Genomic DNA, 17859 nt, shown 5'->3' with positions numbered 1-17859 from the left:
CAGGAGATGAGTGAACAACTGAGTGAACAACCGAGTGAGCAACCGACATCAAAGAATGCCGAAGGCGTGTTCGAGCCTTTCGATATCAGCCGCGTGCCTTGGGTAGAGTTCGCGCGCGGGGAACGCTTCGGCTTGCGCTACCAGCATCTCAGTTCGTTTGGCGGCGCCACGCAGATCGGGGTGGCCAACGAGGTGCTGGAACCGGGCAAGCAAGCCAACCAATCGCATTACCATTTGCTCGAAGAGGAGCACATTTTTGTCCTGGAGGGTAATTTGACGCTGGAGTTGGGGGAGCAGACCTTTGAACTCACTGCCGGACATTATGTTTGCTTCCCGGCCGGTCAAAAGGTTGGGCACGCGCTGATCAATCGCTCTTCCGCACTATGCCGTTATCTGGTCTTCGGTAATTCACATCAAGGCGATGTCGCGATTTTCCCGCAGACGGGGAGAGTGGACGTGAAGCTCATGAAAAAAAACTACCGCGAGTCGGCCACCATGGAATATTGGGAAGGTGTCGATGTTGGCCGGGAGTCGTCGCAGGATGGTGCCGCATAAAGGCGAGGCGTGTTCTAAACCTGGCTTAGCACTTGGCAAAGAACATCTTGGTCTTGGCGTCCTTGCGTTCCTTGTCTATCCACTCCCTGGTCTGGACCGGACTTTGTTGCGCATTGACACGTCCTTTGCGCGCAACGCGCTCGTCATCCATGCGGTCGAGCTCCTGTACGCGGTCTTGCAAGCGCCGGCATTCTTCGCTGGCGCCCGGTTTGGCATTGTCCAGCGATACGCGCGCGCCACTTTCCTGGGCTTGGGCGATGGAAAAACAGGCTGAGGCCGACAGCATGGCAAAGGCGATTGTTTTTTTGACGTTCATGTTTATCGTTGAATCCTATGTGGAATGCATGCGCGAAGGGCAGTCGACAGGCTCAATGACGTTGTCGATCACCCGGTAAGTTAGCGATGGCGATGATCGCCGCCGTCCCGGTAATCGCGATGACCGCCGCGTCGGTGATCGTAGCCTCCGCGATGGCCGCCACGCTGCCAGCCGCCGCGTCGCAGCTCCCAGCCGTTGCGGCCATGCTGCCACTGTGGCCGGTCGTAGCGATAGCCATTACGCGCACGTTCCCAATGACCGCCAGCCCAGACATGGCGGCGGCCATCCCAGTTCCAGTAACCGGGCGCCCACAGGTAGCCAACCCGCGGCGGCGGCACGATCTCGTATCTTGGCGGCGGTGGCGGCACGCCTATCGTAATATTCACGCCGACCTGGGCCATGGCTTGACTTGGCAACAAAGCGGTCGCGCTGACCGTAACCAGCGCGAGTGCGCATAGTAGAGATTTCATTGGTAACTTCCCGTGTTGTTCGTTGGGCTAACTATACCTGTGATTGACGAAGCGCCAAGTAATGATGCAATTGATTACACTCATTACTGATCGAATATGATTGCGCATGGCGTTCCGTGCTTGCTGCTGCATTGCTGGTTTTTGCCGGGTTTGCTCACACTGTCAACGGAAGCACCAATCCTGCGCGTCGCCGCGTGTTCATTCTGAGAGGAGGCTTCATGCTGCATACCTGCATCGATCACTTGGTTGTTGTCGCCGGAACGCTGGCGGAGGGTATGGAATATGTACGCCAGGCGCTTGGCGTAGAACTTGAAGCCGGCGGTGAACATCCGCGCATGGGCACCCACAATTGCCTGCTGCGGCTTGGTGACGGATTGTTCCTCGAAGTGATTGCCGTCAATCCTGGCGCGCCGCCGCCAGATCGGCCACGCTGGTTCTGGCTTGACTCCCTGGATCACGATGCGTCGCCAAGGCTGGCGACCTGGGTCGTTCGCACCAACGATATTCACGCCGTGGTTGCTGCGTCTCCAATTGCACTTGGAACGATTGAGCCGATGACGCGCGGCCAACTGAACTGGCTGATCACGATTCCTGGAGACGGCAGCCTGCCTCTCAATGGCGTCGCACCGACATGCATCGAGTGGCAGGCACAGCAGTCGCATCCCGCGAGCAGGCTGCAGAATCGGGGTTGTTCCCTGCTGCGGCTGGAGGCATATCACACCGAAGCGCAGCCCATCAACGACATGCTGACTTTGGTCGGTTTCCAAGGGCCGTTTGCCGCGATTCCTTTGGCCGCCGACGCGCAACCATGTCTGATTGCTCATATTCAGACACCAGCGGGGTTGCGCCAATTGGGTCTTCCTCTTGGCGATATCGGTAGTTAGCGCAGTTGTCTGGGCGTGTTTAATGACAACAAATTTACGTTGCTAGGTCGTTGGAACATAGCTTCCCATGCCAATCCTGTGAAAAGTGTTGTTTGTCAGCATTTTGTCAGGTTTCTTTCAGGTTTTTGACAGGATAGCGCTGTAATGTGTAGCAGTCCCAGTTTGGGGCCATATACGGATCTCTGTAAAAATTGATCGCATGTGCCAGATTCCTTGTTGACTGCTTTTTGTTAATAACCGGCGTTATTTCGATGTTTACAAACTCATTATTGCTGCGGCGCCCAGCTCCTGTGCTTTCAATATCCCCACTATCTCAAGCGCTGACGACTTCCCAGCCTGCAGCGCCAAGCTAAACCGGCGTCGCCAGTGCGATCTGGCTCCGGTTGCAAAAATACTATTCGTCCGTCGTCCGTCTTCCGTTTTGAGATGCATCACGGCGTGGAATGACGTGAAAACCGATCTTTCAATACGAGCACCATCATGAAAAACACTTTTATGCAGCGCAAGCCCCTAGCGATTCTTGTCATCGGCGCGCTGATCATCGCCGGAATCGCGATTGCCGGCTGTGATCGCCAAGGTAAGGCCGCGGCCGCCGAAGCGAATGCCGCCGCCACGCCGAATTTCATCAGGCAGGGCGACCGCATCACGATCCCACAGCGCTCGCCATTGCGTTCGCGCCTCGCTGTGCAAGCAGTCGCTTCGCTGGACGCCGTGCATGCACTGGAGCTGCCAGCACAGGTCGAGGCCGATCCTGCGCACACCACCAATATCTTGCCGCCGGTGGCTGGCAAGGTGCTTGAACTGAAGGTTGGCCTCGGCGATCACGTGCACAAAGGACAGTTGCTGCTCATAATGACCTCAGGCGATTTTGCCCAGGCGACCTCCGATCTGCAAAAGGCCCGCGATGCGCTGCAACTTGCCAAGCACATCGTAGAGCGGCAGCGTGGTGTGCAACAAGCGGGCGCCGGTGCCGCCAAGGACCTGGAACAAGCCGAAAGCACATATACGCAGGCCCAGGCCGAATTTTCGCGTGCCGATACGCGCCTCAAGTCACTGAGCGCAAACGGCGCGACGGCGGCCGACAGCGGTGGCCAACGCCTCAATCTGGTTGCTCCTACCTCTGGCAGTATCACGGCGCTATCTGTTAGCGCCGGGCAAAGCGCCAACGATCCGAACGCAGCATTGATGACGATCGCCAATCTGGAGAACCTCTGGATCACCGCTAACGTGCCTGAAAACATGTTGTCCTCAGTGAAGAAAGGACAGGCAGTGAACATTCGTTTGCCGGCTTATCCCGGCGAACAGTTCCATGGCACGGTATCGTTCATCAGCGATATCTTGCAGCCCGACACGCGTCGCGCGCTGGTTCGCATCGCAGTCTCCAACGCAGATGGCAAATTCAAGCCCAACATGTTTGCCAATGCTTCCTTCGCGGTAGCCCAGGCAGCACAGCCGGTGGTGCCGACTTCCGCGCTCTTGATGAACAACGACAACACCACCGTGTTCGTAGAAGTGGCGCCGTGGACGTTTGTGCGCCGTACGGTAGAAACCGGATTCGAAGAAAACGGCAGCGCACGTATCCAAAACGGCTTGAATATCGGCGACCGCGTGGTGACCAAAGGCGGAGTGTTGCTCAATGATTAACAACATTGTCCGCTTTTGCCTGCACAAGCGTTATGCCGTGATTCTGGTGACGACCCTGGTTGCGCTGTTTGGTTATTATTCGTGGACCCGAATGGCTGTCGAGGCATACCCCGAGTTGGCCGATGTACAGGCCCAAGTCACCACCCAGGTCTCCGGGTTGGCCGCAGAAGAAATCGAACAGCAGATCACGATTCCCCTGGAGCGCGTATTGAGCGGTACGCCGGGACTGGTGAACATGCGTTCGTCGTCGACCTTTGGCTTGTCCCTGATCACCTTGACGTTCAAAGACGGCGCCGAAGATTATTGGGAACGTCAGCGTGTCACCGAGCGCATCGCCACGGCGACGCTGCCGACCGGCGTCGCGCCGAGTCTTGATCCCGTCAGTGGGCCATCGGGCGAGATTTATCGCTACACACTCGAGTCGGATAGCAAAAATCTGATGGAGTTGTCCGAGATTCAGCGCTGGATCGTGATGCCTGCACTGAAACAAGTGCCGGGGATTGCCGATGTCAATAATTTCGGCGGCTTCACCATGGAGTACGAGCTCGAGGTTGACCAGAAACAATTACAGCGTTATGGCGTTGCGCTGTCTGATGTGACGACTGCAATCAGCAACAACAACACGAATGCAGGCGGTAGCCGCATTACGCGCGGCGAACAAGGTTATGTGGTGCGCGGTATCGGCATGATGCATAGCCTGACCGATCTCGGCAATGTGGTGGTCAAGCAAGTCAACGGCGTGCCTGTGCTGGTGCGGGATTTGGGTAAGCTGCAAAACAGCCATCAGGAGCGGCAAGGGATTCTTGGCAAGAACAACAATCCGGATGCGATCGAAGGTATTGTACTGTTGACCAAATATCAAAATGCTTCCGAAGTCATCAAGCTGGTACACGCCAGGGTCGATGAGCTGCAAAAGCAGCTGGCGCCGCAGGGCGTCAAAATCGTTCCCTATATCGATCGCGACGACCTGATTGAGTTGACCATACACAAAGTAAGCCATACGGTGCTGGAAGGGATCGGCCTGGTATGCATCGTGCTGATCCTGTTCCTGGGCAGCCCGCGCAGCGCGCTGGTGGCGGCTGTGACGATTCCGCTGGCGCTGGTAGCGGTGTTCATCATGATGTACATCACCAAGATGCCGGCCAATCTGTTTTCCCTGGGCGCTATCGACTTCGGCATTATTGTCGATGGTGCGATTGTGGTCACCGAGGCCATCCTGCGACGGCGCGAAGCGAAGCCCACTGAAGAGCTGACCCAGGCAGAAGTGCGGGCTGCGACCACTGAAGTGATCCGGCCGATTTTCTTCGCTACGCTGATCATCATCAGCGCCTATCTGCCGCTGTTCGCTTTTGAGCGCGCTGAAGGGAAATTGCTGTCGCCAATGGCGTTCACCGTCAGCTACGCATTGATCGGAGCGTTGTTGTGCAGCCTGGTGCTGGTGCCTGGACTGGCTTATATGGCCTTGCGCAAGCCGCGCAAGATCTTTCATAACAAGCCGCTCGAGTGGCTGAGCGCTGGCTATCGCAATACCTTGGGACGCTTGTTGCAGAATGCATGGGTGTCGTACACGATAGGCGTCGTCGCGCTGGTGGGAGTGATCCTGTTGGGCATGGCCACCGGCCGTGAATTCATGCCGGTGCTGGACGAAGGCACTTTGTGGCTGCAAGTACAGCTGCCGTCCGGCCTGTCGTTGGAAAAGGCTAGCGAAATGGCCGGTGAATTGCGCCACGCCTTACTTGAGTTTCCGGAGGTGGCCACTGCCGTCACCCAGCTCGGCCGCAGCGACGACGGCACCGATCCGTGGACGCCGTCGCACATGGAGGTGCCGGTTGGCCTGACGCCATACAGCAGCTGGAAGAATGGCGAGACCAAGGCGCAGTTCGTAGAACGCCTGAACGAGCGTTTCAAGAAAATGCCCGGCTTTTCCATTGGCATCAGCCAGCCTATCAGCGATGGCGTCAACGATGCGGTAGGCGGCGCTCACAGCCCTTTGGTGATTCGTGTGTATGGCGACGATTTCAAAGAGCTGCGCCGTATCGGTAACCAGATTGTAGGCGTGCTGCGCGGTGTGCAAGGAACTGCCGATGTCTCCATTTTCCAGGAGCCGCCGGTGCCGCAGATGGTGCTTGATATCGACCGTGCTGCCGCCGCACGCCTGGGCATCAATGTCAGCGATATCACCAGCCTGATCCAGACTGGCATGGGCGGCGCGTCCGTGACGCAAATGTATGTGGCGGACCGGATGTATAACGTGACGGTACGCTATCCCAAAGCCGAGACAAATACGCCGGAAGCCCTGGGCAATTTGTTGCTGACTGCGCCAGGCGGTGCACGCATTCCATTGTCTCAGGTAGCGCACATTCATACCGCGAACGGTGAAAGTACGATTACCCGCGAGAATACGCACCGGCAGTTGACCGTGCGCCTGGACTATGCGAATCGCGATCTGTTGTCGTATTACGAGGACGCAAAGGCTAAGGTTGCGCAGAACGTCCATTTCGATAACAACAAATATCGCCTCGAATGGGCTGGCCAGTTTGAAAACCAGGCACGGGCGCAGGCGCGGCTGATCGTGGTGTTCGGCCTGGTGCTGGCGTTGATGCTGATCATCTTGTTTGCCGGCTTTGGCAAGTTGCGGCAGGCATTGTTGATACTTGGCGTGGTTCCGCTGGCGGCGCTGGGAGGTTTGATTGCGCTGCACGTGACCAACAGCACCATCAACGTCGCCTCCGGCGTCGGCTTCATCGCCTTGTTCGGCGTGGCGGTGCAGAACGGTATCATCATGGTGTCCAATATCAACCGCGTGCGGCAACAGGGCATGGCTTTGCAGGAAGCGGTGCTGGCAGGCGCCTTCGAGCGTTTCCGTCCAGTGCTGATGACGGCCACCGTCGCGTCGGTCGGCATGCTGCCGGCGGCGCTGGCGACCGGAGTCGGCACTGACGTCCAGCGTGGTTTGGCGACAGTGGTGGTGGGCGGCCTGATCGTGGCCACCATGCTGACCTTATTCATTTTGCCGGCGTTCTATTATTCGCTGGAGAGCTGGGTGGAGCGTCGCCGCGGCGTCGGCGAAGTGCGCGATGGCCGCTGACCGGGCCGGCAGGTTATACCGTCGCATGACGGCTGGGGCGATGTAATCCAAGGCGCCTCCAGCCGTTTGCGGTTGAACCAGACAAGAATCTTGAGCAGGTAAAAACATGAGCACAGTTAAATCGCATTCAAAAGCCTGGACCGCAGGCGCACGCCTCGGACCAGCATCCGCGCTGGCATTGGTTCTGGCTTTATCCGGCTGTGCCGCCGGACCGGATTTCAAACAGCCGGAAGCGCCTGCGGTAAAAGGCTACACCAAAGAGCCGTTCGAAGCCAAGACAGCATCGGCCGCCACAGTCGGCGGCGACGCCCAGCAATTTGTCGAGGGCATGGATATCCCGGCCGAGTGGTGGACCTTGTTCAAATCACCGGCATTGAATACGGTGATCGAACAAGCGCTCAAGGCTAATCCGGACCTGAAGTCGGCGCAGGCGGCGTTGCGTGCCGCCCAAGAACAGGTAACGGCGCAGCAGGGCGCCTATTACCCGAGCGTAAACGCCAGTCTGGCGCCGACCCGCCTGAAACAGCCGTTGTCGGCCGGGCAGGGGCCTTCGCCGCTAACGTTGACTACTGCGCAGGTCAGCATTTCCTACACGCTGGATGCTTTCGGTGGTAACCGGCGTCAGGTTGAGGGTTTGCAGGCGCAAGCCGAACAGCAAAAATTTCTGCTGGAAGCGGCCTATCTGACGCTGACTTCGAATGTGGTCGCTGCCGCCGTGCAGGAAGCCGCGTTGCGGGCGCAGATCGCTGCGACACGGGAGGTGGTCAAGGTACAAAGCGAATTGCTGATGTTATTGCAGCGCCAGTATCAACTGGGCGATGTGGCCCAGGCTGACGTCCTGGTACAACAGGCGGCGCTGGCGCAGACCAGGGCTAGCCTGCCACCCCTGCAAAAATCGCTGGCGCAGCAGCGTGATCTCCTGACTGTCCTGGCAGGGCGTTTTCCGAGCGAAGAGTTGGAGCAGAAATTTGATTTGGCCAGCCTCAGCTTGCCGCAGCAACTACCGGTCAGCCTGCCATCCAGCCTGGTTCAGCAAAGGCCCGACGTACGTGCCGCTGAAGCCCAGTTGCATGCGGCCAGTGCCGCTGTCGGCGTAGCTACCGCCAATATGTTGCCGCAGATTACCTTGAGCGCAAATATCGGCAGCGCGGCAGCCCAGTTTGGCGATCTGTTTACTTCCGGCACCGGACTGTGGGGACTGGTTGGCGGCCTGACGCAGCCGTTGTTTGCCGGTGGCGCGTTGCTGCACAAGAAGCGCGCCTCGGAAGCCTTGCTAGACCAGGCAGCGGCGCAGTATCAAAGCACCGTGATTCACGCCTTCCAGAATGTGGCGGATAGCCTGCGTGCCTTGCAATACGATGCCGATGCACTGCAAGCGCAGTATCTGGCTGAGCGCGCGGCGGCAAACAGCCTGGAAATTTCCCGCAAGTCGGTACAGCTTGGCGCAGCCACGCCGCAGACCTTGTTGACCGCGCAACAAACCTACCAGCAGGCTGTGATCGCGTTGGCGCAGGCGCAGGCTGCGCGTTTTGCCGATACGGCTGCGTTGTTCCAGGCTTTGGGTGGTGGTTGGTGGAATCGTGGCGAACCATTGGCTGCTGCTGCAACGAAGTAAGCTAAATCTGCCAGTCGCGTCTGCAGCGTGATTTCGGCAGATTAGCAACACCCCGTGTTGCGCACTTGCCATGTCCCATAAATTTTCTGGTATGATCGGCAGCATCCAGTTGTCGTCTTTCGGGCGAGTCAATTGAAATCAATTCAACATCTGTAAGAGCGAGAAAGGCATCCCGGTTATGACACCGCGAACTACCACCACAATTTGTGAGCGACGCTAGTCGAGGCCTTTTTCTACCTGCATGATGAAAAAGCGCGGCTGGTCCGCGTTTTTTTTCGTCCGCATTTTTGTGAAACACAAAAACAAACACATTCAATTCAATCCGGTGTGGTCTAAGTGACCGCCGATATGGGGCTCAAAATGATAGCAGTCAAACTTCCCGATGGTTCACAACGTCAATTCGAAGCACCGCTGACTGTGGCGCAGGTCGCCGCCAGTATCGGCGCAGGCCTGGCCAAGGCGGCGCTGGCCGGCAAGGTCGATGGCAAGCTAGTGGATACTTCTTTTCTGATCGAGCGCGACGTCGAGCTGGCAATCGTCACTGACAAGGATGCAGACGGCCTGGAAGTGATCCGCCATTCGACGGCGCACTTGCTGGCGTACGCGGTCAAGGAATTGTTTCCTGACGCACAGGTGACTATCGGCCCGGTGATCGAAAACGGGTTTTACTACGATTTCGCATACAAGCGCCCGTTTACGCCGGAAGATTTGCTGGAAATCGAAAAGAAGATGGCTGAATTGGCCAAAAAGGATGAGCCGGTCACGCGTAAGGTTGTGGCGCGCGATGAGGCGATTGCCTATTTTGAATCAATCGGCGAAGCCTATAAGGCGGAGTTGATCGGCTCGATTCCGCAAGATCAGGAAGTCTCCCTTTATACAGAAGGCAAGTTCACCGACTTGTGTCGCGGCCCGCACGTGCCATCGACTGGCAAGCTGAAGGTGTTCAAGCTGATGAAGCTGGCCGGCGCTTACTGGCGCGGCGATGCGAAGAATGAGATGTTGCAGCGTGTTTACGGCACTGCCTGGGCCAAGAAAGATGAGCAAGAAGCTTACCTGCACATGCTGGAGGAGGCGGAAAAACGCGACCACCGCAAGTTGGGTCGCGCACTGGATCTGTTCCATTTCCAGGATGAAGCACCAGGCTTGATTTTCTGGCATCCGAAGGGCTGGACTATCTGGCAGCAGGTTGAACAGTTCATGCGCCGCGTTTACCAGGACAATGGTTATCAGGAAGTCAAGGCGCCGCAGATCCTGGATCGTTCTTTATGGGAAAAGACAGGTCATTGGGATAATTACCGCGACAACATGTTCACGACAGAATCGGAAAATCGCAGCTATGCGCTGAAGCCGATGAATTGCCCCGGCCATATCCAGATTTTCAATTCCAGCCTGCACAGTTATCGCGATCTGCCTTTACGCTTCGGTGAATTCGGCCAGTGCCACCGCAATGAGCCTTCGGGTGCTTTGCACGGCATGATGCGGGTGCGCGGTTTTACCCAAGACGACGGTCATATTTTCTGTACAGAAGAGCAAGTGCAGGAAGAGGTCGCGGCCTTCGATAAAGTGGTGCGCAAGGTCTATGCCGATTTCGGCTTCATTGAAGTGGCGGTTAAGCTGGCTTTGCGTCCTGAGAAGCGGGTGGGCGAAGATGATGTGTGGGACAAGGCTGAAAATTCCTTGCGCGAGGCAATCCGTGCCTCGGGCACTGAGTGGGAAGAGTTGCCGGGCGAAGGCGCGTTCTACGGTCCGAAAATCGAGTACCACCTGAAAGATTCCATTGGCCGTTCCTGGCAGTGCGGCACCATGCAGGTTGACTTTTCGATGCCCGGCCGGCTCGGCGCGGAATATGTGACTGAAGACAACGGCCGTAAAGTGCCGGTCATGCTGCACCGGGCAATTGTCGGCTCCCTGGAGCGTTTTATCGGTATGTTGATCGAAAATCATGCCGGTGCGATGCCCTTGTGGCTTGCTCCGGTGCAAGTTGTTGTTTTGAATATCTCCGACGCCCAGGCCGAATATGTGCAGAATGTTGCACAAACGCTGAAAAAACAAGGGTTTAGGGTAGAGACTGATTTGCGTAATGAGAAGATTACCTATAAAATACGGCAGCATTCTTTGCAGAAGCCGCCTTATATATTGGTTGTCGGTGATAAAGAGCGGGATGCAAACACAGTGGCCGTGCGAGCGCGGGGCAATGTCGATCTGGGCGTGATGCCTATCGACGTACTGGTGGAGCGCCTCAAGAACGAGGTTGAAACCAAAGCCTGAACGGGGAAACCCTAAGCGCCAGAGCACGGCTTAATTATTTGATTTTTAAAGGAAACTGCAATAGCTACGGACAAGTCACATCGCATCAACGGCGAAATTACTGCGCCAGAATTGCGCTTATCCGGTGTCGAGAACGAAGCACTCGGTATCGTCAGCCTGGCTGAAGCCTTCCGCCTGGCGGAAGAGGCGAACGTTGACCTGGTGGAAATCGCACCGACAGCACAGCCACCGGTAGCCCGTTTGATGGACTACGGCAAGTTCAAGTACCAGGAGCAGAAGAAGGCCCACGAAGCCAAGTTGAAGCAGAAGGTCATTCTGGTAAAGGAAGTTAAATTCCGCCCGGGTACCGATGATGGCGATTACAACATCAAGCTGCGCAATTTGACTCGTTTCCTGGACGAAGACGGCGACAAGGTCAAAATCACATTGCGGTTTCGCGGTCGTGAAATGGCTCACCAGGACATCGGCATGCGCATGCTGGAACGTTTGAAAGCAGATCTGGAGCCGTACGGACAGGTTGAGCAGTGGCCGAAGATGGAAGGGCGCCAGATGATCATGATCATCGGCCCGAAGAAGAAAAAGTAAGACAGATTTTAGGCTTCCCGGATAAGTCATTGTCCGGGAAGCCTGAATCGCAGCAGACCAGATTCTGCTGCAAAATCTGGCCGTGGCAGTTGGGCGGCTGGGTTTAAACAAGTGAGAGCAGGCATCCAAGCGTAACGTCATGTTGCCACCTGCAATCATGTTAAAAAAGGAGCTGTCCTTAAAGGACAGATAGTGTCATGCCAAAAATGAAGACAAAAAGCAGCGCTAAGAAGCGTTTTCGCGTACGTCCGGGTGGTACCGTTAAACGCGGCCAAGCTTTCAAACGTCACATCCTGACCAAGAAAACTACCAAGAACAAACGTCAATTGCGTGGTTCAGTCGGAGTCCATGATACAAACATGGTTTCTGTTTCGCGCATGTTGCCGAACGCTTAACCTCACTCATAACTAAGGAGCTATTATGCCTAGAGTAAAACGTGGGGTCACAGCAAGAGCCCGTCATAAAAAGATCCTGGTGCAAGCCAAGGGTTACCGTGGTCGTCGCAGTAAAGTCTACCGTGTTGCCAAGCAAGCAGTCATGCGCGCTGGTCAATACGCATACCGTGACCGCCGCAACAAGAAGCGCGTATTCCGTGCATTGTGGATCGCCCGTATCAACGCCGCTTCCCGTGAGCATGGCGTAACATACAGCGTATTCATGAATGGTCTGAAGCGTGCTTCGATCGAACTGGACCGCAAGGTTCTGGCTGATATGGCAGTGATGGACAAGCCAGCGTTTGCTGCGATTGTCAATCAAGTCAAGGCCAACATCGCTGCGTAAGTTTCTTATGTAGTTTTGCCGCCGCCGCGCAGTTCTGCGGCGTGGCAATCCCGAGCGGGGCAGAGGTCAACACCTTGTGCCCCGTTTGTGTTTTTAACCGCTGGTTTTTTGATTTGACCAGCGTATTTCGGCTTCATTGGAGCAGGAAAACTGCATGAACTCCCTAGAACAACTAGTAACGCAAGCCCAGGCTGATTTCACCGCCGCCGTCGACGCCGCCGCACTGGAAAATGCGAAAGCCAAATATCTGGGCAAGACCGGCCAGATCACCGAGCAAATGAAGGGACTGGGCAAGCTGGCTGCCGACGAGCGCAAGGCGCAGGGCGCAGTCATCAATTACGCCAAGGAACAGATCGAAGCTGCGCTGACTGCGCGCCGTGACGCCTTGGCCAACGCGCAGATGCAAGAGCGTCTGAATGCAGAAGCGATCGATGTCACCTTGCCGGGCCGCGGCCGTGGCGTCGGCGGTATCCATCCTGTGATGCGTTCATGGCAGCGTATCGAAGAAATTTTCCGCTCGATCGGTTTCGATGTGGCTGACGGCCCCGAAATTGAAACCGACTGGACCAACTTTACTGCCTTGAACAGCCCGGAAAATCACCCGGCGCGTTCGATGCAGGATACCTTTTACATTGAAGGCAAGGACACTGAGGGCAAGCCGCTGCTGCTGCGCACCCACACCAGCCCGATGCAGGTGCGTTACGCGCGCATGAGCAAGCCGCCGATCAAGGTCATCGCCCCGGGCCGTACTTATCGCGTCGACAGCGACGCCACCCATTCGCCGATGTTTCATCAGGTCGAAGGTTTGTGGATTGCCGAAGACATCAGCTTCGCCGACCTCAAGGGCGTCTACCTGAATTTCGTCAAAGCATTCTTCGAAACCGACGATCTGCAAGTGCGTTTCCGCCCATCGTATTTTCCATTCACCGAACCTTCGGCCGAGATAGATATTGCCTTCGGCAGCGGTCCGCTGAAAGGGCGCTGGCTGGAAGTCTCGGGCGCGGGCCAGGTGCATCCTAATGTGGTGCGCAACATGGGCCTGGATCCGGAACAGTTTATCGGTTTCGCGTTCGGCTCCGGTATCGAACGCCTGACGATGCTGCGTTATGGCATCAACGATCTGCGCCTGTTCTACGAAGGCGATCTGCGTTTCCTGAAACAATTTAACTAAAAGCTCCTCGCCGAAGACGCTGGCATTGTTTTTCAGTCGCGCCGTATTCAAGCCGGCTAGCCAGCGTTCCCTGCTTCTGTGACTAAAGGTTTTTGAAGGTTTTACCTATGCAATTCTCTGAAAGCTGGCTGCGTTCCATGGTCGATCCGAAGATGACTTCGGACGAATTGTCCCATTTGCTGACCATGTCCGGTCTCGAAGTGGAAGAGGTCGAGCCGGTCGCGCCGCCCTTTACCAATATCGTGGTGGGTCTGGTGGTTGAGACCGCCAAGCATCCGAATGCCGATCGCCTGAATGTCTGCCAGGTTGACGTCGGTACCGGAACTTACTTGAACATCGTCTGCGGCGCGCCGAACGTGCGTCCCGGCATCAAGGTGCCTTGCGCCATGGTTGGCGCCATTTTGCCGCCGGGAGCGGACGGCAAGCCGTTCGAGATCAAGCTGGGCCAATTGCGCGGCGTCGAGTCGCAGGGCATGTTGTGCTCCGCGCGTGAATTGAAGCTGTCGGAAGACCATGGCGGCTTGCTGGAATTGCCGGACGATGCGCCTGTGGGCCAGAATTTCCGCGATTACTACGAGCTGAACGATCTCAAGTTCACCATCAAGCTGACGCCTAACAAGGCGGATTGCCTGTCGGTGCTGGGTGTGGCGCGGGAAGTATCGGCATTGACCGGTACCCCGCTCAGGCAGCCTACCTACAAGACCGTCGCGGCGACCATCACTGAAACATTGCCGGTCAAGATTTCGGCGCCGGACCTGTGCGGCCGTTTCTCCGGCCGCGTGATTCGCGGCTTGAACGCCAAGGCGGCGACGCCGCAATGGATGAAGCAGCGTCTGGAGCGCAGCGGCCAGCGTCCGATCTCGGCTCTGGTTGATATCTCCAACTACGTCATGCTGGAACTCGGCCGGCCAACCCACGTATTCGATCTCGACAAGATCCACGGCTGCCTCGATGTGCGCTGGGGCAAGGCGGGCGAATCGCTCAAGCTGTTGAATGGCAATACCGTCAGCGTAGACGACTGGATCGGCGTCATTGCCGATGACCAGCAAATCGAATCGCTGGCTGGCATCATGGGCGGCGACGCCACGGCGGTTTCGCTGGAAACGCAAAACATTTATCTGGAAGCGGCTTTCTGGTGGCCGCAAGCGATACAGGGCCGTGCACGCCGTTTTAATTTCTCGACCGATGCCGGTCATCGTTTCGAGCGCGGTGTCGATTTTGCCACTACGGTTGAGCACATCGAGCGGATTACTGCCTTGCTGGTCGAAATTTGCGGCACGCCTGAAATCCAGGTCGGTCCGGTCGACGATCAAAGCGTCAACTTGCCAAAGCGTGATGCGGTCAAGGTGCGTACCTCGCGTGCGATTCGCGTCATCGGCGTGCCGTTGTCGGACAGCCAGATCGCCGATATCTTCACGCGTCTGGGTTTGGCGTTTACGCAAGAGAACGGTGTGTTTTCGGTGACGCCACCGTCGTATCGTTTCGATATCGAGATCGAGGAAGACCTGATCGAGGAAATCGCCCGCGTCTATGGCTTTGAAAACATCCCGGCCTTGCCGCCGGTAGCGCCGAATGCGATGTATATCGCGCCGGAGAACCAGCGTTCGCTGTTCACCATCCGCCGCCAATTGGCGGATCTGGATTATCAGGAAGTGATCAACTACAGCTTTGTCGAAGAAGCATGGGAAGCCGATTTTGCCGGCAACCTGGCGCCGATCAAGGTAGTCAATCCGATCGCCAGCCAGATGAGCGTGATGCGCTCGACCCTGCTCGGCAGCCTGATTTCCAACGTCAAATACAATCTGAACCGCAAGCTGAACCGAGTACGGATATTTGAAACCGGTGCGGTCTACATGCGTGACGAAGCGATACAGAACGGTCCTCTGGCGGTAGCTGGTTTCGCGCAACCAAAGCGCGTCGCCGGTCTGGCTTACGGCCCGCAAGCCGATGAGCAATGGGGCCAGGCCAGTCGTACTGTCGATTTCTTCGATGTGAAGGCTGATCTGGAAGCCTTGTTTGCACCGGTGGCTTTGCGTTTCGCCAAGATTGAGCATCCGGCGTTACATCCGGGCCGTGCGGCGCAAGTGCTGCTGGGCGATAAAGCTATCGGTTTCATCGGTGAATTGCATCCGCGCCTGCAACAGAAATATGAACTGCCTTTGGCGCCGGTCATGTTCGAAGTCGATGGCTTGGCGTTGCAGCAACGGCAAGTGCCAGCGTACGTCGAAATTTCGAAGTTCCCAGCCGTGGTGCGCGACCTTGCAGTGGTGGTAAAACAAGCGGTTTATGCGCAGGATTTACTGGATGTTTTTGCTGCTGAGCAGCAAGGAAACCCAGCATGCCGAATTCTGCAAGCCATTGTTTTATTTGATGAATATCATGGCAAAGGACTGGAAAATGACGAAAAAAGTCTTGCTTTCCGTTTTACCTTGCAAGATACTGAAAACACCCTCCAAGATGACACCGTAGAAGCCGCCATGTCTGCTTTGATCGCTGCTGTCAGCAAGGTGCCAACAGCAAAATTACGCGCTTGATTAGCCCCAAATCGCATAATTGACAATAAAACCTGCAGTAAAAAGCCGGATGAACGCGATGGCAGTAACAAACGCGTCGCCGGCGGCAGTAATCCAAGAAGACAGGGGTGTAACGACAGAATGAACAATATGCAGACAGTAGAATTTGAATCCGTTCTGGACGCCGATCTGAACCGGGCCATGCGTGAGGCGCAAGCTCGTTCGCAGGCAGAAAAGAATTTGCCGACACTGACCAAGGCGGAACTGGCTGAACTTTTGTTTGAGCAGGTTGGTCTTAACAAGCGTGAAGCCAAGGACATGGTGGAAACGTTTTTCGATGAAATCCGCGATGCGCTGGAGCGCGGCGAGTCGGTGAAATTGTCGGGTTTCGGCAATTTCCAGTTGCGCGACAAGCCGCAACGTCCGGGCCGCAACCCCAAGACCGGGGAAGAAATCCCTATTACTGCACGGCGCGTGGTGACCTTTCACGCCAGTCAGAAACTCAAGGGCATGGTTGAAGCCGCAAGCCTGCAACCCATCCAGCCTATTCAACAGTTTGCAGCCGCTCTTCCAGCTAATTCATGAACGATCGCGTTAGTAAGTCCGAGCTTGTCGTATTGCCGCCGATTCCGGCCAAGCGTTATTTCACCATAGGCGAAGTCAGCGACCTGTGCGGCGTCAAGCCGCATGTGCTGCGCTATTGGGAACAGGAATTCACCCAGCTCAAGCCAGTCAAGCGACGTGGCAACCGCCGTTATTACCAGCACCATGAAGTGCTGTTGATTCGCCGCATTCGCGAGCTATTGTATGAACATGGCTTTACTATCAGCGGCGCGCGCAACAAGCTCGATGGTCGCCTTGGCGCTGCGGCGGAAGCCGAGCAAGCCGCTGAAGCCAAGCAGCAGGAGCTGAATATTCTCGAAGTGCGTCACGAGCTGGAGGAGATTCTTGCCTTGCTGATACCCAAAACAGAGTCAGCTGTTGAGTAAATACTGAAGTGCAGAGGGGAGAGAAATCTCCCTTTTTTTGTATACGGAATATTCCGGCTGCACCTTATTTGATCCTTATTCGTCTATCCAATTTATTATGCTCAGCGATCCGCGCTTCCCCAACCTCTTCATCCTCAACCATCCTCTGATCCAGCATAAGCTGACGCATATGCGGAGCAAAGAAACCTCGACCCGGACTTTCCGCCAGCTGCTGCGCGAAATTACGCTGTTGATGGGATATGAAATTACACGCGACTTGCCGTTAACCACGCAGCTGATCGAAACACCGATGCAAAGCATGGAAGCGCCGGTGATTGCCGGACGCAAGCTGGCGGTGGTGCCGGTGCTGCGCGCCGGTATCGGCATGAGCGACGGCTTGCTGGATTTGGTGCCGTCGGCACGGGTCGGGCATATCGGCGTGTATCGCGATCCGGATACGCATCAGCCGGTGGAGTATCTGGTGCGATTGCCGGATCTGGCGGAGCGGATTTTTATTGTTTGCGACCCCATGGTGGCGACCGGTAATTCGGCGGTGCATGCGGTCGATGTACTGAAGAAGCGCGGCGTCGGCGATGAGCAGATCATCTTCCTGGCCTTGGTGGCTGCGCCTGAGGGCGTGCAGGTATTCCAGGATGCGCATCCTGGCGTCAAGCTGTATGTGGCGGGACTGGATTCGCACCTGGATGCCCACGCGTATATTGTTCCCGGCTTGGGCGATGCCGGCGACCGGATTTTCGGCACCAAGTAAATAAGAGGCTGTTGAAAAATTAACCTGGCGTTGTTGCCCTTGCAGGGCGCGCCCGGGCTTGCAAGCCCGGGTCGTTTCGCAGGCAGACGACAGTGTCGTCTGAAACCCCTGCTACACCCTCCTAGCCGTACTACTCGTACTGTCTTCGTCGGAGCGCCTAGCCATCTTAATTTTGCAACAGCCTCTAAGTGATTAAGTGATTAAATAGGTCGGAGTTTTTCGGCGATGCTACT

16 protein-coding genes are annotated in these 17859 nt (G+C 56.3%); 14 read left to right on the top strand and 2 right to left on the bottom strand.

The window, feature by feature from the left end; all coding sequences use genetic code 11:
* The first annotated feature begins 6 nt into the window (after positions 1-6).
* Positions 7-555: a cupin domain-containing protein gene (locus LT85_RS16100; protein WP_038490644.1), complete on the top strand. Its 549-nt coding sequence runs from the start codon at positions 7-9 to the stop codon at positions 553-555.
* 25 nt (positions 556-580) lie between these two features.
* Here the strand turns inward: LT85_RS16100 and LT85_RS16095 are convergent, their stop codons facing one another.
* Both LT85_RS16095 and LT85_RS16090 read right to left on the bottom strand, forming a co-directional pair.
* Complete coding sequence (locus tag LT85_RS16095; protein WP_038490641.1) at positions 581-871, bottom strand: hypothetical protein; 291 nt, start codon at positions 869-871, stop codon at positions 581-583.
* An 80-nt stretch (positions 872-951) separates the two neighbouring features.
* Complete coding sequence (locus LT85_RS16090) at positions 952-1341, bottom strand: YXWGXW repeat-containing protein (protein WP_038490639.1); 390 nt, start codon at positions 1339-1341, stop codon at positions 952-954.
* A 218-nt stretch (positions 1342-1559) separates the two neighbouring features.
* Between LT85_RS16090 and LT85_RS16085 the strand changes: the two genes are divergently transcribed.
* From LT85_RS16085 to upp, 13 genes are all read left to right on the top strand, one after another.
* Positions 1560-2225 (top strand): VOC family protein, encoded by a 666-nt coding sequence (locus tag LT85_RS16085; protein WP_038490636.1) that lies wholly within the window; start codon positions 1560-1562, stop codon positions 2223-2225.
* Between the two features lie 480 nt (positions 2226-2705).
* On the top strand, positions 2706-3869 hold the full coding sequence (locus LT85_RS16080; protein WP_038490633.1) for an efflux RND transporter periplasmic adaptor subunit: 1164 nt from the start codon (positions 2706-2708) through the stop codon (positions 3867-3869).
* Entirely contained in the window at positions 3862-6957 is a 3096-nt protein-coding gene (locus LT85_RS16075; RefSeq protein ID WP_038490630.1) for an efflux RND transporter permease subunit, read from the top strand. Before LT85_RS16080 ends, LT85_RS16075 begins: the two co-directional genes overlap by 8 nt.
* 106 nt (positions 6958-7063) lie before the next feature.
* The gene (locus LT85_RS16070) at positions 7064-8572 is read left to right on the top strand and encodes an efflux transporter outer membrane subunit (protein WP_052135250.1); all 1509 of its coding nucleotides are present in this window, start codon (positions 7064-7066) and stop codon (positions 8570-8572) included.
* Positions 8573-8932: 360 nt separating this feature from the next.
* Entirely contained in the window at positions 8933-10840 is a 1908-nt protein-coding gene (gene thrS / locus LT85_RS16065; protein WP_038496516.1) for a threonine--tRNA ligase, read from the top strand.
* A gap of 60 nt (positions 10841-10900) precedes the next feature.
* Positions 10901-11425 carry a translation initiation factor IF-3 gene (gene infC / locus LT85_RS16060; RefSeq protein WP_081992442.1) on the top strand — a complete coding sequence of 175 codons (525 nt, stop codon included), beginning with the start codon at positions 10901-10903 and terminating at the stop codon, positions 11423-11425.
* A 197-nt stretch (positions 11426-11622) separates the two neighbouring features.
* On the top strand, positions 11623-11820 hold the full coding sequence (gene rpmI, locus LT85_RS16055; RefSeq protein WP_038490625.1) for a 50S ribosomal protein L35: 198 nt from the start codon (positions 11623-11625) through the stop codon (positions 11818-11820).
* 25 nt (positions 11821-11845) lie between these two features.
* Positions 11846-12205 (top strand): 50S ribosomal protein L20, encoded by a 360-nt coding sequence (gene rplT / locus LT85_RS16050; RefSeq protein WP_014005489.1) that lies wholly within the window; start codon positions 11846-11848, stop codon positions 12203-12205.
* A 154-nt stretch (positions 12206-12359) separates the two neighbouring features.
* The gene (gene pheS, locus LT85_RS16045) at positions 12360-13376 is read left to right on the top strand and encodes a phenylalanine--tRNA ligase subunit alpha (protein ID WP_038490622.1); all 1017 of its coding nucleotides are present in this window, start codon (positions 12360-12362) and stop codon (positions 13374-13376) included.
* A 107-nt stretch (positions 13377-13483) separates the two neighbouring features.
* A complete protein-coding gene (pheT, locus tag LT85_RS16040) occupies positions 13484-15910 on the top strand; it encodes a phenylalanine--tRNA ligase subunit beta (RefSeq protein ID WP_038490618.1) in 2427 nt (808 codons plus the stop codon).
* A 120-nt stretch (positions 15911-16030) separates the two neighbouring features.
* Positions 16031-16474, top strand: coding sequence for an integration host factor subunit alpha (locus LT85_RS16035; RefSeq protein WP_014005494.1), 444 nt, complete (start codon positions 16031-16033; stop codon positions 16472-16474).
* Positions 16471-16878 (top strand): MerR family transcriptional regulator, encoded by a 408-nt coding sequence (locus LT85_RS16030; RefSeq protein ID WP_038490615.1) that lies wholly within the window; start codon positions 16471-16473, stop codon positions 16876-16878. The genes LT85_RS16035 and LT85_RS16030 overlap by 4 nt, the downstream gene beginning before the upstream one ends.
* A 97-nt stretch (positions 16879-16975) precedes the next feature.
* Positions 16976-17626, top strand: coding sequence for a uracil phosphoribosyltransferase (gene upp / locus LT85_RS16025; RefSeq protein WP_038490611.1), 651 nt, complete (start codon positions 16976-16978; stop codon positions 17624-17626).
* The last annotated feature ends 233 nt before the right edge of the window (positions 17627-17859 follow it).

Origin of the sequence: Collimonas arenae (genome assembly GCF_000786695.1) — a bacterium.
In the GTDB taxonomy this organism is placed as follows: Bacteria; Pseudomonadota; Gammaproteobacteria; order Burkholderiales; family Burkholderiaceae_D; genus Collimonas; species Collimonas arenae_A.
The sequence above is the reverse complement of the archived record's forward strand: the minus strand, read 5'-3'. Positions and strand labels throughout refer to the sequence as shown.

What these genes read in the sequence shown, in the direction of transcription:
- LT85_RS16100 (WP_038490644.1), top strand. Translation starts at nt 7, where the DNA reads ATGAGTGAACAACTGAGTGAACAACCGAGTGAGCAACCGACATCAAAG.
- LT85_RS16095 (WP_038490641.1), bottom strand. Translation starts at nt 871, where the DNA reads ATGAACGTCAAAAAAACAATCGCCTTTGCCATGCTGTCGGCCTCAGCC.
- LT85_RS16090 (WP_038490639.1), bottom strand. Translation starts at nt 1,341, where the DNA reads ATGAAATCTCTACTATGCGCACTCGCGCTGGTTACGGTCAGCGCGACC.
- LT85_RS16085 (WP_038490636.1), top strand. Translation starts at nt 1,560, where the DNA reads ATGCTGCATACCTGCATCGATCACTTGGTTGTTGTCGCCGGAACGCTG.
- LT85_RS16080 (WP_038490633.1), top strand. Translation starts at nt 2,706, where the DNA reads ATGAAAAACACTTTTATGCAGCGCAAGCCCCTAGCGATTCTTGTCATC.
- LT85_RS16075 (WP_038490630.1), top strand. Translation starts at nt 3,862, where the DNA reads ATGATTAACAACATTGTCCGCTTTTGCCTGCACAAGCGTTATGCCGTG.
- LT85_RS16070 (WP_052135250.1), top strand. Translation starts at nt 7,064, where the DNA reads ATGAGCACAGTTAAATCGCATTCAAAAGCCTGGACCGCAGGCGCACGC.
- thrS (WP_038496516.1), top strand. Translation starts at nt 8,933, where the DNA reads ATGATAGCAGTCAAACTTCCCGATGGTTCACAACGTCAATTCGAAGCA.
- rpmI (WP_038490625.1), top strand. Translation starts at nt 11,623, where the DNA reads ATGCCAAAAATGAAGACAAAAAGCAGCGCTAAGAAGCGTTTTCGCGTA.
- rplT (WP_014005489.1), top strand. Translation starts at nt 11,846, where the DNA reads ATGCCTAGAGTAAAACGTGGGGTCACAGCAAGAGCCCGTCATAAAAAG.
- pheS (WP_038490622.1), top strand. Translation starts at nt 12,360, where the DNA reads ATGAACTCCCTAGAACAACTAGTAACGCAAGCCCAGGCTGATTTCACC.
- pheT (WP_038490618.1), top strand. Translation starts at nt 13,484, where the DNA reads ATGCAATTCTCTGAAAGCTGGCTGCGTTCCATGGTCGATCCGAAGATG.
- LT85_RS16035 (WP_014005494.1), top strand. Translation starts at nt 16,031, where the DNA reads ATGAACAATATGCAGACAGTAGAATTTGAATCCGTTCTGGACGCCGAT.
- LT85_RS16030 (WP_038490615.1), top strand. Translation starts at nt 16,471, where the DNA reads ATGAACGATCGCGTTAGTAAGTCCGAGCTTGTCGTATTGCCGCCGATT.
- upp (WP_038490611.1), top strand. Translation starts at nt 16,976, where the DNA reads ATGCTCAGCGATCCGCGCTTCCCCAACCTCTTCATCCTCAACCATCCT.